General features: G+C 66.3%; 14 protein-coding genes. 9 read left to right on the forward strand and 5 right to left on the reverse strand.

The window, feature by feature from the left end:
* Window positions 1-111: 111 nt before the first annotated feature.
* Together clpA and gloB are read right to left on the reverse strand one after the other, a co-directional pair.
* The gene (clpA, locus tag KY389_RS07240; RefSeq protein ID WP_219830221.1) at window positions 112-2,430 is read right to left on the reverse strand and encodes an ATP-dependent Clp protease ATP-binding subunit ClpA; all 2,319 of its coding nucleotides are present in this window, start codon (window positions 2,428-2,430) and stop codon (window positions 112-114) included.
* A gap of 197 nt (window positions 2,431-2,627) precedes the next feature.
* Window positions 2,628-3,374: a hydroxyacylglutathione hydrolase gene (gene gloB, locus KY389_RS07245; protein ID WP_219830280.1), complete on the reverse strand. Its 747-nt coding sequence runs from the start codon at window positions 3,372-3,374 to the stop codon at window positions 2,628-2,630.
* Window positions 3,375-3,430: 56 nt separating this feature from the next.
* On the opposite strand from gloB, the gene KY389_RS07250 reads away from it, so the two are divergent.
* The 7 genes from KY389_RS07250 to KY389_RS07280 all read left to right on the forward strand — a co-directional run bounded on the left by KY389_RS07250 (window position 3,431) and on the right by KY389_RS07280 (window position 9,924).
* Window positions 3,431-4,258 (forward strand): class I SAM-dependent methyltransferase, encoded by an 828-nt coding sequence (locus KY389_RS07250; RefSeq protein WP_219830222.1) that lies wholly within the window; start codon window positions 3,431-3,433, stop codon window positions 4,256-4,258.
* Window positions 4,259-4,564: 306 nt separating this feature from the next.
* Window positions 4,565-5,131 carry a F0F1 ATP synthase subunit delta gene (locus KY389_RS07255; RefSeq protein WP_219830223.1) on the forward strand — a complete coding sequence of 189 codons (567 nt, stop codon included), beginning with the start codon at window positions 4,565-4,567 and terminating at the stop codon, window positions 5,129-5,131.
* Window positions 5,131-6,666: a F0F1 ATP synthase subunit alpha gene (atpA, locus tag KY389_RS07260; RefSeq protein WP_219830224.1), complete on the forward strand. Its 1,536-nt coding sequence runs from the start codon at window positions 5,131-5,133 to the stop codon at window positions 6,664-6,666. Before KY389_RS07255 ends, atpA begins: the two co-directional genes overlap by 1 nt.
* Window positions 6,667-6,678: 12 nt before the next feature.
* Complete coding sequence (locus KY389_RS07265; RefSeq protein ID WP_219830225.1) at window positions 6,679-7,551, forward strand: F0F1 ATP synthase subunit gamma; 873 nt, start codon at window positions 6,679-6,681, stop codon at window positions 7,549-7,551.
* Window positions 7,552-7,571: 20 nt separating this feature from the next.
* Complete coding sequence (gene atpD, locus KY389_RS07270) at window positions 7,572-8,996, forward strand: F0F1 ATP synthase subunit beta (protein ID WP_219830226.1); 1,425 nt, start codon at window positions 7,572-7,574, stop codon at window positions 8,994-8,996.
* Window positions 8,997-9,005: 9 nt separating this feature from the next.
* Window positions 9,006-9,455 (forward strand): F0F1 ATP synthase subunit epsilon, encoded by a 450-nt coding sequence (locus KY389_RS07275; protein WP_219830227.1) that lies wholly within the window; start codon window positions 9,006-9,008, stop codon window positions 9,453-9,455.
* Between the two features lie 121 nt (window positions 9,456-9,576).
* Window positions 9,577-9,924: an H-type lectin domain-containing protein gene (locus KY389_RS07280; RefSeq protein WP_219830228.1), complete on the forward strand. Its 348-nt coding sequence runs from the start codon at window positions 9,577-9,579 to the stop codon at window positions 9,922-9,924.
* On the opposite strand, the gene KY389_RS07285 is transcribed toward KY389_RS07280, so the two are convergent.
* Both KY389_RS07285 and KY389_RS07290 read right to left on the reverse strand, forming a co-directional pair.
* Window positions 9,921-10,697: an alpha/beta fold hydrolase gene (locus KY389_RS07285; RefSeq protein ID WP_219830229.1), complete on the reverse strand. Its 777-nt coding sequence runs from the start codon at window positions 10,695-10,697 to the stop codon at window positions 9,921-9,923. The genes KY389_RS07280 and KY389_RS07285 overlap by 4 nt on opposite strands.
* A complete protein-coding gene (locus tag KY389_RS07290) occupies window positions 10,694-11,293 on the reverse strand; it encodes a 2-hydroxychromene-2-carboxylate isomerase (RefSeq protein ID WP_219830230.1) in 600 nt (199 codons plus the stop codon). Before KY389_RS07290 ends, KY389_RS07285 begins: the two co-directional genes overlap by 4 nt.
* Window positions 11,294-11,379: 86 nt before the next feature.
* Here KY389_RS07290 and KY389_RS07295 point away from each other — a divergent pair, with 86 nt between their 5' ends.
* Window positions 11,380-12,399, forward strand: a complete 1,020-nt coding sequence (locus tag KY389_RS07295) for a ribose-phosphate pyrophosphokinase (protein WP_219830231.1) — start codon at window positions 11,380-11,382, stop codon at window positions 12,397-12,399.
* A gap of 148 nt (window positions 12,400-12,547) precedes the next feature.
* Here the strand turns inward: KY389_RS07295 and purD are convergent, their stop codons facing one another.
* A complete protein-coding gene (gene purD / locus KY389_RS07300; protein ID WP_219830232.1) occupies window positions 12,548-13,804 on the reverse strand; it encodes a phosphoribosylamine--glycine ligase in 1,257 nt (418 codons plus the stop codon).
* A gap of 62 nt (window positions 13,805-13,866) precedes the next feature.
* Between purD and xseA the strand changes: the two genes are divergently transcribed.
* On the forward strand, window positions 13,867-15,423 hold the full coding sequence (xseA, locus tag KY389_RS07305; protein ID WP_219830233.1) for an exodeoxyribonuclease VII large subunit: 1,557 nt from the start codon (window positions 13,867-13,869) through the stop codon (window positions 15,421-15,423).
* Window positions 15,424-15,453: the final 30 nt, after the last annotated feature.

Genomic DNA, 15,453 nt, shown 5'->3' on the forward strand with positions numbered 1-15,453 from the left:
CACCACGCTTTGTTCAGACAGGCTGTGCCGCCTGGCCCGAGCCGTTGCCGCGACAGAAGCGGCCGCCCGGACCAGAGCATGGTCATCCGGGCGGCCCGTCCTGCCCCGAACTTACTCGGCGGTCAGAAGCGGCGTCCTGGTCTTGCCGAGGCGTGGCGTCTCGGGGCCGGTGATGTCAAAGGCCGGCTTGTCGTCTTCGATCTTGACGCGCACCATGCCGCCCTTGGTCAGACGGCCGAACAGCAGTTCTTCCGCCAGAGGCTTCTTGATGTGCTCCTGGATGACGCGGCCAAGCGGGCGGGCGCCCATCCGGTCGTCGTAACCCTTTTCGGCCAGCCAGTCGGCGGCTTCGGGGGTCAGCTCGATATGGACGTTGCGGTCCATCAGCTGGGCTTCCAGTTGCAGCACGAACTTCTCGACAACGTGGACAACCACCTCGCGCGACAGAGGCGCGAAGCTGATGATCGCGTCCAGACGGTTGCGGAACTCGGGCGTGAAGGTGCGTTCGATCGCGGCCGTATCCTCGCCTTCGCGCCGGTCGCGGCCAAAGCCGATGGCGGCCTTGGCGGCATCCGCAGCGCCCGCATTCGAGGTCATGATCAGGATGACATTACGGAAATCGACCTGCCGCCCGTTATGGTCGGTCAGACGGCCCGCATCCATGATCTGCAGCAGGATGTTGTAAACATCCGGGTGTGCCTTTTCGATCTCGTCCAGCAACAGCACGCAATGGGGGTGCTGGTCCACACCGTCGGTCAAGAGCCCGCCCTGGTCGAAGCCCACATAGCCCGGAGGCGCGCCGATCAGCCGGCTGACGGCGTGCTTTTCCATGTATTCCGACATGTCGAAACGCAGCAATTCCACCCCCAGGGTCGAGGCAAGCTGCTTGGCCACCTCGGTCTTGCCCACGCCGGTCGGCCCGGCAAAGAGGTAGTTGCCGATGGGCTTTTCCGGCTCGCGCAGGCCGGCGCGCGCCAGCTTGATCGCCGAGGACAAAGCCTCGATCGCCTTGTCCTGCCCGAAGACCACACGTTTCAGCGTGCCCTCCAGATCGCGCAGGACTTCAGCGTCGTTCTTGCTGACATTCTTGGGCGGGATGCGGGCGATCTTGGCCACGACGGCCTCGATCTCCTTGGGGCTGATCGTCTTGCGCCGCTTGCTTTCCGCGACCAGATGCTGCGCGGCCCCCGCCTCGTCGATCACGTCGATGGCGCTGTCGGGCAGCTTGCGGTCGTTGATGTAGCGCGAGGCCAGTTCCACCGCCGACTTGATCGCCTCGTTGGTGTAGCGCAGGTCGTGGTGCTTCTCGAAATGCGGCTTGAGGCCCATCAGGATCTTGATCGTGTCCGGGACCGAGGGCTCGTTCACGTCGATCTTCTGGAACCGGCGGCTCAGCGCGCGGTCCTTCTCGAAATGCTGGCGGTATTCCTTGTAGGTGGTCGAGCCCATGCAGCGCAGCTTGCCGCCGGCCAGCGCGGGCTTGAGCAGGTTCGAGGCGTCCATCGCCCCGCCCGAGGTCGCCCCCGCACCGATGACGGTGTGGATCTCGTCGATGAAGAGGATCGCGTCGGGATGGGCCTCAAGCTCCTTGACGACGGCCTTCAGCCGCTCTTCGAAATCGCCGCGATAGCGCGTGCCGGCCAGCAGCGCGCCCATGTCGAGCGAGAAGATGGTGGCGCCCGCCAGCACGTCCGGCGTCTCGCCGCGCGTGATCTTCAGCGCCAGCCCCTCGGCGATGGCCGTCTTGCCCACGCCTGGATCGCCGACCAGCAGCGGGTTGTTCTTGCGGCGGCGGCACAGCACCTGGATGGCGCGCTCGATCTCGGCTTCGCGTCCGATCAGCGGATCCACGTCCCCCTTGCGCGACTTGGCGTTCAGATCGACGCAATACTTGCCAAGCGCGGTCTCGTCCTTGGTTTCGGGCGCGGCTTCGGCCTTCTGCTCGGGCTCTTCGGCGCCGATGACCTTGCGCGGTTCGTTGAAGGACGGGTTCTTGGCCACGCCATGCGCGATGAAGTTCACCGCGTCGTAGCGCGTCATGTCCATTTCCTGCAGGAAATAGGCCGCGTTCGATTCACGTTCCGCAAAGATCGCGACCAGAACGTTGGCACCCGTGACCTCTTGCCGTCCCGAACTTTGAACATGGATCGCGGCGCGCTGGATCACCCGCTGGAAGGCCGCAGTCGGCACCGCCTCGGAACCCTCGACATCGGTGATCAGCGTGGACAGATCCTCTTCGATGAAATCGACCAGCGTGCTTCGCAGCTCGTCCAGATCGACATTGCAGGCCCGCATCACCTTGACGGCGTCCGGTTCCTCTGTCAGCGCCAGCAGCAGGTGTTCCAGCGTCGCCAGTTCGTGGCGATGCTCGTTTGCCAGTGCAAGAGCCTGGTGAATGGCCTGTTCCAGGGTGGTCGAGAAACTTGGCACGGGTCGTCTCCTGTCAGTCGGCTGGCGGTATGGGCCGCGTCTTGCCCACCTGCCCAGACTGTCACGATGTCATTAAGATTTGGTGGATTTCGACCGGCATCAAGAGGCAATTCGTCCCATGCCGCCGTTTTTCCCAGCGATGAGGCAGATGTGATGCGGCAGGCATCGTTTCAAGGGCAGGGCCCGCATCGTGATGGTCAGAACGCATCCTTCATGCGCCTCAGCCGGGCGAAGACCGCCGCGTCATCCGCGCCCTCCATCCCCAGCCCCTCGCGCAGCGCAGCGACGCGCAGGAAGGGGTTCGTCGCCCGCTCCAGAGCCAGCGTCGCCGGCGCGCAGGGGCTTGCCGCCTCGGCGATGGCCCGCATCCGCTCGCGCAGCGCCGCATTGTCGGGATCGACCGTCAGCGCGAAGGCAGCATTGCCGCTGCAATAATCGTGCCCGGAACAGATCAGCGTCTCGCCTGGCAGGGCGTTCAGCCGCGACAGGCTGGCCCACATCATTGCCGCATCCCCCTCGAACAGGCGCCCGCAGCCCATCGCCATCAGGCTGTCGGCGGTGAAAGCCAGCGCGCTTTGCGGGAAGTGAAAGGCCAGATGGCCGATCGTGTGGCCCGACACGTCCAGGATCTCGACCGGGTCGCCCAGAATCTCCAGCGGCTCGCCGGGCACGACGCTCACATCCAGCGGCGGCAGGCGATGGGCGTCCGCCGCCGCCCCGATCACCCGCGCCCCGGTGGCCGCGACCAGTTCGGGCACCGCCTGGATGTGGTCGTCGTGGTGATGGGTCAGAAGGATCGCGTCCAGCCCCCAGCCGCGCACCGACAATTCGGTCAGGACCGGCTGCGCCTCGGGGGCGTCGATCAGCACGGTCCCGGCCTCGGAATGCAGCAGATAGGCGTAATTGTCGCGCAGGCAGCGCAGCGTGACCAGCTCCAGCGGCATTGGCAAAGCCCTCTCCTTGTGATCCTTTAGCGTGACAAATGCCGGGCCGGGGCGCAATGCATCACGACATCGACCAGTTGAGACGCTTTTATTACCAGCGCGCCCTGGGCCGGGTGGTGCAGCGCATCCTGCGCGACCGGCTGACCGAGCGTTGGCCCCCCGCCACAACGACCGGCATGAATGTCGCGGGCTACGGGTTTGCCGCGCCGCTTCTGCGGCCTTATCTGGCCCATGCGCGGCGCGTCATGGCGCTGATGCCCGGTCAGCAGGGGGTCATGGCCTGGCCCGCCGGCCTGCCCAACCACTCCGTCCTTTGCGACGAGACCGCCTGGCCGGTGGAGACGGGCAGCATCGACCGCCTCATGATGCTGCACGGGATCGAGGGCAGCGAACATCCCCGCCAGCTTCTGGCCGAGGCCTGGCGCTGCCTGGGGCCGGGGGGGCGCGTGATGGTGATGGTGCCGAACCGGGCAGGGCTGTGGGCCGCGTCCGAACGCACGCCCTTCGGGTCGGGGCGGTCCTACACGGCCGGCCAGATCGAGACCCAGATGCGCCATGCAGGCTTTCAGCCGGAATGGCACGGCTCGGCGGTCTATATACCGCCCTCGGACCGGCGCTTCTGGCTGCGCAGCGCGCAGTTCTGGGAACGCACCGGCCTGCGCATCAGTCGCGTGCTGATCGCCGGAGTGGTGTTGGTGGAGCTGGCCAAGCACAGCCGTGCGCCGGTCGGGCCGGGCCTGAAGATCCGGGTGCCGAGCCCGCTTGAGATCCTCGATGGTGTCGCGCGCCCCCAGCCGGGTCGCGCGGCCCCGGCATCGCGCGGCTCCGCTCTGCGGCGCAGGGCGGTCAGCCCGCCCGAATCCCCGCCAGACGCGGCGGGCTGAGTCGCCGCCGATCCCCGATCGAAGATGGCAGGTTTCAAGTGGGTGCGACATCCTGCCCCAGGGCGGAACAGGCTTCAAGAGTGGGGTGTTGGCGCTATCATCAATGTCAACGGCGGTCAGCCGCGACCTTTGTCGCACAGGCTCGCATCTGCGTGTGCATGACGGTTGCCGGGCGGTCAAACTGCTGCTAGAGACGCCGCAGAATTCCGGGCGGCCCTCCAAAAGCCGCGCGACCGCGACCCGCGCCCCGTGACAGACCGGATTTCGCGTCCGGCCCGCCAGTGGGGTTTGCGCAAACCGTAAAGGATGACCGTGGCCAACTCTGTTTCCATGTCCCACAGCATCGCCGGGCGTTACGCGCAGGCCGTTTTCGACATCGCGATGGCCGAGGGGCAGATCGACAGCCTCGCCCGCGAAACCGAGAGCCTGGCCGCGGCCCTGGCCGAAAGTGACGATCTTCGGGCGCTGATTTCCAGTCCGAAATATTCCCGCGCCGAACAGGCGGCCGCCATCGGCGCCATTGCCTCGAAGATGGGCCTGTCGCCGGTGATGGCGAACACGCTTCAGCTGATGGCGAAGAACCGCCGCCTGTTCGTGCTGCCGCAACTGACCGAGCGTCTGGCTGCGCTGATCGCGGATGCGCGCGGCGAAGTCACGGCCGAGGTAACCAGCGCCGTCGCGCTGAGCGACGAGCAGATGGACCGCCTGAAACAGACCCTGGCCGAGAAATCCGGCAAGACGGTCAAGCTGAACACGCGCGTCGATGACAGCCTCATCGGCGGCATGATTGTCAGGTTGGGCTCGCAGATGATCGACACCTCGGTCCGCTCGAAGCTCGCTTCCCTTCAGAATGTCATGAAAGAGGTCGGATAATGGGAATCCAGGCTGCCGAGATTTCGGCGATCCTCAAGGAGCAGATCAAGAATTTCGGTCAGGACGCCGAAGTCGCCGAAGTCGGCCAGGTGCTGTCGGTTGGTGACGGGATTGCCCGCGTCTATGGCCTCGACAAGGTGCAGGCCGGCGAAATGGTGGAATTCCCCGGCGGCGTCCGCGGCATGGCCTTGAACCTCGAAACCGACAATGTCGGTATCGTGATTTTCGGTGACGACCGCCAGATCAAGGAAGGCGACACCGTCAAGCGCACGCGCTCGATCGTGGACGTTCCGGTCGGCAAGGGCCTCCTGGGCCGCGTCGTGGATGCCCTTGGCAATCCGATCGACGGCAAGGGCCCCATCGAGGCGACCGAGCGCCGCATCGCGGATGTGAAGGCCCCCGGCATCATGCCGCGCAAATCCGTGCACGAGCCGATGGCGACCGGCCTGAAATCGGTGGACGCGATGATTCCCGTCGGCCGCGGCCAGCGCGAACTGATCATCGGCGACCGCCAGACCGGCAAGACTGCCATCGCCCTGGACACGATCCTGAACCAGGCGAACTACAACGGCCGCGAGGCCGAGGGCATGAAGACGCTGCACTGCATCTATGTCGCGGTGGGTCAGAAGCGTTCGACCGTGGCCCAGTTGGTCAAGAAGCTGGAAGAGACCGGCGCCATGGCCTATACCACCGTCGTGGCCGCGACCGCCTCGGACCCCGCGCCGATGCAGTTCCTGGCGCCCTATTCGGGCACCGCGATCGGCGAATATTTCCGCGACAACGGCATGGACGCGCTGATCATCTATGACGATCTGTCCAAGCAGGCCGTGGCCTATCGCCAGATGTCGCTGCTGCTGCGCCGTCCCCCCGGGCGCGAAGCCTATCCGGGCGACGTGTTCTACCTGCACTCGCGCCTGCTGGAGCGTTCGGCCAAGCTGAACGAAGCCAATGGCGCCGGCTCGCTGACCGCCCTGCCGATCATCGAGACGCAGGCGGGCGACGTGTCGGCCTATATTCCGACCAACGTGATCTCGATCACCGACGGCCAGATCTTCCTGGAAACCGAACTGTTCTTCCAGGGCATCCGCCCGGCCGTGAACACCGGTCTGTCGGTCAGCCGCGTGGGTTCTGCCGCCCAGACCAAGGCGATGAAATCGGTCGCCGGTCCGGTCAAGCTGGAACTGGCCCAGTATCGCGAGATGGCGGCCTTCGCGCAGTTCGGCTCGGACCTCGATGCCGCGACGCAGCGCCTGCTGAACCGCGGTGCGCGCCTGACCGAGCTGATGAAGCAGCCCCAGTATCGCCCCCTGACCAATGCCGAGATCGTCATCGTGATCTATGCCGGCACCAAGGGCTATATCGACAACGTCCCCGTCAAGGAGGTTGTCGCCTGGGAAGAGGGCCTGATCCAGTTCCTGCGCAGCCAGAAGTCCGAATTGCTGGACGACATGACCCGCAATGACCGCAAGGTCAGCGGCGATCTGGAAGATGCGATCAAGGCGGCGCTGGACGAATACAACCGCACCCGCGCCTGAGAGGGGGAATAGATGCCCAGTCTCAAGGATCTCAAGAACCGGATCGGCAGCGTCAAGAACACGCGCAAGATCACAAAGGCGATGCAGATGGTCGCCGCCGCCAAATTGCGCCGCGCGCAAGAGGCGGCGGAAGCCGCGCGGCCCTATGCCGACCGCATGGCGACTGTCATGGCAGGCCTGACCGCGAATGCGGCAGGCCAGGCAGGCGCGCCGCGCCTGCTGGCCGGGACGGGCAGCGATCAGCGGCACCTTCTGGTGGTCATGACTGCTGAACGCGGCCTTGCCGGCGCCTTCAACAGTTCGATTGTAAAGCTGGCCCGACAACATGCCGACCGCCTGAGGGCCGAAGGCAAGCAGGTTGCGATCCTGACCGTCGGCAAGAAGGGTCGCGAGCAGCTGAAACGCGACTATGGCGATCTCTTCGTGCATCACGTGGACCTGTCCGAGGTCAAGCGCGTGGGCTATGATACGGCACGCAAGATCGCCGACGAGCTGCTTCAGCGTTTCGAGGCGGGCAGCTTCGACGTGGCGACGATCTTCTACAACCGTTTCGAGACGGTGATCAGCCAGATTCCGACCGCGAAGCAGGTGATCCCCGCCGAGGTGCCCGCCGATGCGGCGCCCGCCAATGCGCTCTATGAATACGAGCCGGGCGAAGAGGAATTGCTGGCCGAATTGCTGCCGCGCTCGGTCGCGACGCAGATCTTCGCCGCGCTTCTGGAAAATGCGGCGTCCGAACAGGGCGCGCGGATGAGTGCCATGGACAACGCCACGCGCAATGCGGGCGACATGATCGACAGGCTGACGACGCAATACAACCGCTCGCGTCAGGCCGCGATCACCACGGAACTTATCGAAATCATTGCGGGCGCCGAGGCGCTCTGACCGTAAAGCAGAGGTGAAACATGGCAGAGGCCACTGGTAAAATCACGCAGGTGATCGGCGCCGTCGTTGACGTGCAGTTCGACAATCACCTGCCCGCGATCCTGAACGCGCTTGAGACCGAGAACAACGGCAAGAAGCTGGTGCTGGAAGTCGCCCAGCATCTGGGTGAAAACACCGTCCGCACCATTGCCATGGACGCGACCGAAGGTCTGGTCCGCGGCGAGACCGTGCGCGACACGGGCGGTCCGATCACGGTGCCGGTCGGGGATGCGACGCTTGGCCGGATCCTGAATGTCGTGGGTGAGCCCGTGGACGAGGGGGGGGCGATCAGCGCCTCCGAGACCCGCGCCATCCATCAGCCCGCGCCCGATTTCGCGGCGCAGGCGACCAGTTCGGAAATCCTGGTCACTGGCATCAAGGTCATCGACCTGCTGGCGCCTTATTCCAAAGGCGGCAAGATCGGCCTGTTCGGCGGCGCCGGCGTGGGCAAGACCGTTCTGATCATGGAACTGATCAACAACATCGCCAAGGTGCACTCGGGCTATTCCGTGTTCGCGGGCGTGGGTGAACGCACCCGCGAGGGCAACGACCTCTACCACGAGATGGTGGAATCGGGCGTCATCGTTCCCGACAACCTGACCGAATCGAAGGTGGCGCTGGTCTATGGTCAGATGAACGAGCCGCCGGGGGCGCGGATGCGCGTCGCCCTGACCGGCCTGACGCTGGCCGAGCAGTTCCGCGACGCCTCGGGCACGGACGTGCTGTTCTTCGTGGACAACATCTTCCGCTTCACGCAGGCAGGCTCCGAGGTGTCGGCGCTTCTGGGCCGCATCCCGTCCGCCGTGGGTTATCAGCCGACGCTGGCCACCGACATGGGCGCGATGCAGGAACGCATCACCTCGACCAAGAACGGCTCGATCACCTCGATCCAGGCCGTCTATGTTCCGGCCGACGACCTCACCGACCCGGCGCCCGCCACGACCTTTGCCCACCTCGACGCCACGACCGTTCTGTCGCGCGCGATCTCGGAACTGGGCATCTATCCGGCCGTGGACCCGCTGGATTCGAACAGCCGCATCCTCGACCCCGCCATCGTCGGGGAAGAACATTACCAGGTCGCGCGTGACGTGCAGGGGATCCTTCAGCGCTACAAGTCGCTGCAGGACATCATCGCGATCCTCGGCATGGACGAGCTGTCCGAAGAGGACAAACTGACCGTGGCCCGTGCGCGCAAGATCCAGCGCTTCCTGTCGCAGCCCTTCGACGTGGCCAAGGTGTTCACCGGCTCGGACGGGGTTCAGGTGCCGCTGGAAAAGACCATCGCCTCGTTCAAGGCGGTGGTTGCTGGCGAATACGACCACCTGCCCGAGGCCGCCTTCTACATGGTCGGCGACATCGAGGACGTGAAAGCCAAGGCGCAGCGTCTGGCCGCCGAAGCGGCGTAAGGGGGCATCATGGCCGATACCATGCAGTTCGACCTTGTGTCGCCGGAACGGAGGCTTGCCTCGGTTCCCGTGCGCGAGGTGCGCCTGCCGGGCAGCAATGGCGATCTGACCGCCATGCCCGGCCATGCGCCTGCGATCGTGACTCTGCGCCCGGGCATGGTCGCGCTGGTCGGCGCTGACGGTGCCATCAGCGAATTCGCCGTGACCGGCGGCTTTGCCGAGATCAACGCCGACTCGGTCAGTGTGCTGGCCGAACGCGGTCATCCGCGCGCGGAACTGACGCAGGCTGTCTTCAACGACATGCTGGCCGAGGCCCGACGCGCGCAGCAAAGCGCCGAATCGCGCCGCGAGCAAGTGGGCGAAGAGGTCGTGACCGCCGCCGTCAAGCTGGTGGGCGACATGGTCGCCATGGGAACGCATATCGGGCTGGACCCCAATCAGTCCACCGTGCCCGACTGATCGCCAAGCCGCCTTTCGCGCGCCTTTGGGCGTTGCGGCATCGGCCCCGGTCCTGCACCGGGGCCTTTTGCTTTCCCGCCCCCGGTGGTTATCCTGACCCCGTATCCATTCCGGAGTTGCCATGGTGCGTTTCCACTCGTCCGAGATCGGCGTCAGCCAGGGCTCGGTCATGCTTGTCACCGATTACGACACCGGCGGCCCGCTCTGGACCGGCAGCGGCGAGCGTGTCACCCGCCAGAGCGTCGTCTTCCCCGAACGCTTCCTGGCCCCGCCCGCCGTGCAGGTCGCGCCGTCCATGTGGGACATCGACGGCAGCACGAACCAGCGCGGCGATCTGGGGGTCGAGAACGTGACCTCGGCCGGGTTCGATCTGGTCTTCAAGACCTGGGGCGACAGCCGGGTGGCGCGGATGCGCGTCCAGTGGACCGCGATCGGCGCCTTGCCCGACGATCAGGATTTCCTGCTCTAGCCGCGTTCCAGATTGGCGCCGATCAGGCCCGCCACCTGCGCGGCATGGGTCATGGGCGCCATATGGCCCGCACCGGGGATCAGCGCGCGGCCCACATCGGGCAGCCGCGCCGCCAGCGCATCGGCGATGGCATGGATCACCGGCGGGCTGTCGCCACCCGCCACGATCAGCACCGGCGCATCCACCGTTTCCAGCCCGCCCTTTCGCAGGATGCGGGCGCTGTCGGTCCGCAGGGCGGGGCCGGTCTCGGCCACCAGCCGGATCTGGCGCACCATCTGCGCGCGGATCGGAGGGGGCAGGGCGTCCAGTTCCTGCCCGTTCCAGGCCGACAGGAAGGTCGCTGCGGCTTCGCCGTCACGCCCCTCGTCCAGCAGCGCGGCCAGACGCGCATCCAGCGCATCCTGTTCGGCCGAGGGTGCTGCGGCGAACAGGACCGGCTCGATCAGGGTCAGCGTCCGGATGGCCTCGGGGGCGGCGACCGCGATGCGCAGCGCCACGGTCGCGCCGAAACTGTGGCCGATCAGGTCCAGCGGACGCTCGATCATCGCCGCGGCCAGCCGTGTGACGGCGGTGTGGTAATCCGGCCTGTCAGGCCCAGGCTGCCAGGGATCGCTGCGGCCATGGCCCGGCATGTCGAAGGCGCGCAGATCGACCGCCCCCGCCAGCGCCGCCGCGACCGGCGCCCAGCCCCCCGCGCTGCCCATCATGCAATGCAGCGCCAGAGCCGGGCGGTCGGGATCGCCCGGCCAGTGGCGGATGTTCAACCCGCTCATGCGCCCGCCAGATGCCGGTCCAGGAAATCCAGCCGGTCCTGGCCCCAGAACCGGGCGCCGGTCTCGCGCACCACATAGAAGGGCGCGCCGAAGACCCCGGCTTCGACCGCCTGTTCCAGATTGCGGCCATAGGTCTCGGCGCCGACGAACAGGCCCTTGTCGGCCAGGGCAGGATCGAAGCCATGCGCGGCCAGGATGTCGCGGATCACCGAATCGTCACTGATGTCGCGCTCTTCGGCCCAGACGGCGCGCAGGAAGCCGTGGACCAGCCCGCCCAGATCGCCGCCGCCCGCCTCTTGCGCGGCGATGATCGCGTAAGAGGAGGGCGCCATGTTCACCGGCCAATGCGCGGGTTTCAGGTTCAGTGCCATGCCCAGATGATCGGCCCAACGCGGCAGTTCCTGCGCGCGGTATGCCATGCGGCCGGGATGGCGGTTCGCGGGCCGCACGCCGCCTGTCCGGTCGAAGAGCTGCAACAGGTCCAGCGGTTTGTAGGTGATCGTCGCGCCGTGGCGCGCCGCGATCCGTTCCAGCCGGTCGCCCGCCAGATAGCACCACGGGCTGATCGTGCCGAGGTAATAGTCGATATGCGCCATGGTCCTGTCCTTTTTACGGGTTTGCCCGCAGGCTAGCGCGGTGCTAAGGCAGCCGCAATCTGACGCAACCGCCAAAGGCCAAGCCCATGCCCGTCATGACCGAACCCAAGCTGATCTCAGGCAATGCCAACCGACCGCTGGCGCAATCCATCGCGCGGCGCATGTCCATGCATCGCGGGATGAGCGTGAACCTGCTGGATGCGCGGGTCGAGCGGTTCAACGATGCCGAGATCTTCGTCGAGGTCTATGAGAATGTCCGTGGCGAAGACATGTATATCATCCAGCCGACCTCGAACCCGGCCAATGACAACCTGATGGAATTGCTGATCATGGTCGATGCGCTGAAACGGTCCTCGGCCGCGCGTATCACCGCGGTGGTCCCCTATTTCGGCTATGCCCGCCAGGACCGCCGCGCCAAGGCCCGCACGCCGATCACCGCCAAGCTGGTCGCAAATCTGATGACCGAGGCGGGGGTGGACCGGGTTCTGACCATGGATCTGCACGCCGCCCAGATCCAGGGCTTCTTCGACATTCCTGTGGACAACCTCTATGCGGCGCCGGTCTTTGCGCTGGACGTGCAGCATCACTTCAAGGGGCGGATGGGCGATCTGATGGTTGTCTCGCCCGATGTCGGCGGCGTGGCGCGGGCGCGGGAACTGGCGGCGCGAATCGGCGCGCCGCTGGCCATCGTGGACAAGCGCCGCGAGAAGGCGGGCGAGGTGGCCGAGATGACCGTGATCGGCGATGTGTCGGGCAAGGCCTGCATCATCGTCGATGACATCTGCGACACGGCCGGCACGCTCTGCAAGGCAGCGCAGGTTCTGACCGACAATGGCGCGACCGAGGTTCATGCCTATATCACCCATGGCGTTCTGTCTGGCCCGGCGGTGGATCGCGTGACGAAATCGGTGATGAAGTCGCTGGTGATCACCGATTCGATCCAGCCGAGCGAGGCGGTGAAGAACGCGCCCAACATTCGCATCGTGCCGACCGCACCGATGTTCGCCCAGGCGGTGCTGAACATCTGGAACGGCACTTCGGTCTCGAGTCTGTTCGAGACGGACACGCTGCTGCCGATCTACGAGGGGCTGTATTCGACCGCCTGACGCTGTGGAGCGGGAGGCCGCCTCCGGCGGGGGTATTTGGACAACGAAGAAGCCGGCGGGTGAGCGCCGGCTTTTTTCGTTGCGGATGAGGCCTGTGCACGGGCTGTGCACGCGCGGCGCACCTTCGGTGGCCGGGCGGTGCGGGGGGCTACAGCGCCCGCCAGCCGATGTCGCGGCGGCAGAAGCCCTGCGGCCAGTCGATCGCGTCGATCAGCGCATAGGCGCGCTGATGCGCCTCGGCCAGGGTCGCACCGCGCCCGGTGCAGGCCAGCACGCGGCCTCCGGTGGCCAGGATGGCGCCGTCCTTCCGCGCCGTGCCGGCATGGAATGTCATCTGGAAGCTGGTCTCGGGAAGGCTGTCCAGACCGTTGATACGGCTGCCTTTTTCGTAGCTTCCCGGATAGCCGTTCGCGGCCATGACGACGGTCAGGGCGTGATCGTCGGCCCAGGTGATGCGGGCTTCGGCCAGCCGGCCCTGGGCACAGGCCAGAAGCAGGTCAAGCGCCTGCGCGCCCAGCCGCATCATCAGCACCTGGCATTCCGGATCGCCGAAGCGGACATTGTATTCCACAAGCCGCGCCCGGCCCTGCTCGATCATCAGGCCGGCGTAGAGAACCCCTTGGAATGGCATGCCTTTTTCGGCCATCGTGGCGATGGTCGGGCGCACGATCTGCGCCATGACCTGATCCTGGATCGCCTGGCTCAGGACCGGCGCGGGGCTGTATGCGCCCATGCCGCCGGTATTCGGACCGGTATCGCCATCGCCCACGCGCTTGTGGTCCTGGGCGGTGCCGATGGGCAGGCAATCCGTGCCGTCCGAGAGGATGAAGAAGCTGGCTTCCTCGCCGGCCATGAATTCTTCGATCACGACCGAAGTGTCGCCGAACGCACCCTCGAAGATGGCGTCGATGGCCGCGTGGGCCTGTTCGACGGTTTCGGCCACGGTGACGCCCTTGCCGGCCGCCAGCCCATCGGCCTTGATCACGATGGGCGCGCCCTGCGCAGTGACGTAATCGCGCGCAGGTGCGGCTGCGTCGAAGCGTCTCCAGGCTGCTGTGGGCGCCCCGCAGGCATCGCAGATCTGTTTGGTAAAGGCTTTCGAGGCCTCTAGCTGCGCCGCTGCCTGGCTGGGGCCAAAGACCAGGAAGCCCGCGTCGCGCAGCGCGTCCGATACGCCCGCGGCCAAGGGCGCCTCGGGGCCGATGATCACGAAGTCGATTGCATTTTCTTGTGCGAACTCAAGAACTTGCGCGCGCGACAGGATATCCAGATCGGCACATTCCGCGACCCCGGCAATGCCCGCATTCCCGGGGGCCACGATCAGCCGGTCGCATTTCGGGTTCTGCCGGATCGCCCAGGCCAGAGCATGTTCTCGCCCGCCGCCGCCCAGGATCAGGATATTCATCTGCCGCCCTTTCGCTTGGTCCTGCGGCGTTCTAGTCTGCGCCGCGAAAGGGAACAAGCCACATGGATCTGCTTGAAGACGAGCCCGGCCCGGGCAGCAACGCGCATGAATTCACCGTCTCGGAACTGTCCGGCGCGGTGAAGCGCAGCATCGAGGATCAGTTCGGCCGCGTGCGTGTCCGGGCCGAAGTGGGGCGTGTGTCGCGACCGTCGTCGGGGCATCTCTATTTCGATCTCAAGGATGACCGCGCCGTGCTGGCCGCCGTGACCTGGAAAGGCCAGGCCGCCCGCCTGGTCCAGCGCCCCGAAGAGGGGATGGAGGTCATCGCCACCGGTCGCCTGACGACCTTTCCGGGTCAGTCGAAATATCAGATGATCGTGGACCAGATCGAGCCTGCAGGCGCCGGCGCGCTGATGGCCATGCTGGAAAGGCGCCGCAAGGCCTTGGCCGCCGAGGGCCTTTTTGACGAGGCGCGCAAGCGGCCGCTGCCCTTTCTGCCGCGCGTGATCGCGGTCGTCACCTCGCCTTCGGGGGCGGTGATCCGTGACATTCTGCACCGCCTGCGCGACCGCTTTCCCAGTCATGTCCTGATCTGGCCCGTGGCCGTCCAGGGAGAGGGCTGCGCACAGCAGGTGGCTGCCGCGATACGGGGTCTGAACGCGCTGGCCCCTCGCGGTATCATCCCGCGCCCCGACCTGATCATCGTCGCGCGCGGGGGCGGCAGCCTCGAGGATCTGTGGGGCTTCAACGAGGAAATCGTCGTCCGCGCCGCCGCAGAAAGCACCATCCCGCTGATTTCGGCTGTAGGGCACGAGACCGACACGACGCTGATCGACTTCGCCTCGGACAGGCGTGCACCCACGCCCACGGCGGCGGCCGAGATGGCCGTTCCTGTCCGGGCGGATCTGGCCGCGCGGCTGGCCGAGACCGGCGCCCGCATGTTGCGCGCCAACGCGCAGGCGATCCAGCGGCCGCGCCAGCGCCTTCGCGATCTGGCCCGCGCCATGGGGCGTCCCGCCGCCCTGATCGAGGGGCCGCGCCAACGGCTTGATCTCCAAGGCGCAAGGTTGGAGCCGGCGCTGCGGCTCTGGCTGCAATCGCGCCGAAACCGGCTTGCGTTGCGACCCATGCCCGCTGCAACGCTGCGCCAGTTCATGCAAGCCAGGCGCCATGGGCTGGACCGCATCGCGGTGCGGCTGGATCAGGCGCGGCTGCGGCGTCTGGAACGCCCGCAAGACCGACTGAACCAGCTTCAGGAACGGCTCGATGCATCGCTGCGGCGTGTCACGGCCAGCACGCATCGCGCGATCGCACAGGACAAGATGCGTCTTGGCGACCTCGTCCAGCGGCTTGACGCGGCGTTGATGCGCGCTCAACGCCAGCGCCGTGACGTGCTGACCCGGCTTGATCGCATCCGTCAGACGCTCGGTTACAAGGAGACGCTGAGGCGCGGTTTTGCCGTCATCCACGGACCGGAGGGCTTGATTACCAGTGCCGCAGCCGCCGCCCGTGCGCCGCAATTCCAGATCGAATTCGCCGATGCCCGGATCGAGGCGCGCCCTGCTGCCGGGAAATCCCGTCGCCCCGCGCCCCCGTCGGGTCAGAAAACCTTGCTCTGATCTGTCTTGGCCCAAATATCCCACGGGGGT

It is taken from the genome of Paracoccus bogoriensis (genome assembly GCF_019431455.1).
Lineage (GTDB): Bacteria > Pseudomonadota > Alphaproteobacteria > Rhodobacterales > Rhodobacteraceae > Paracoccus > Paracoccus bogoriensis.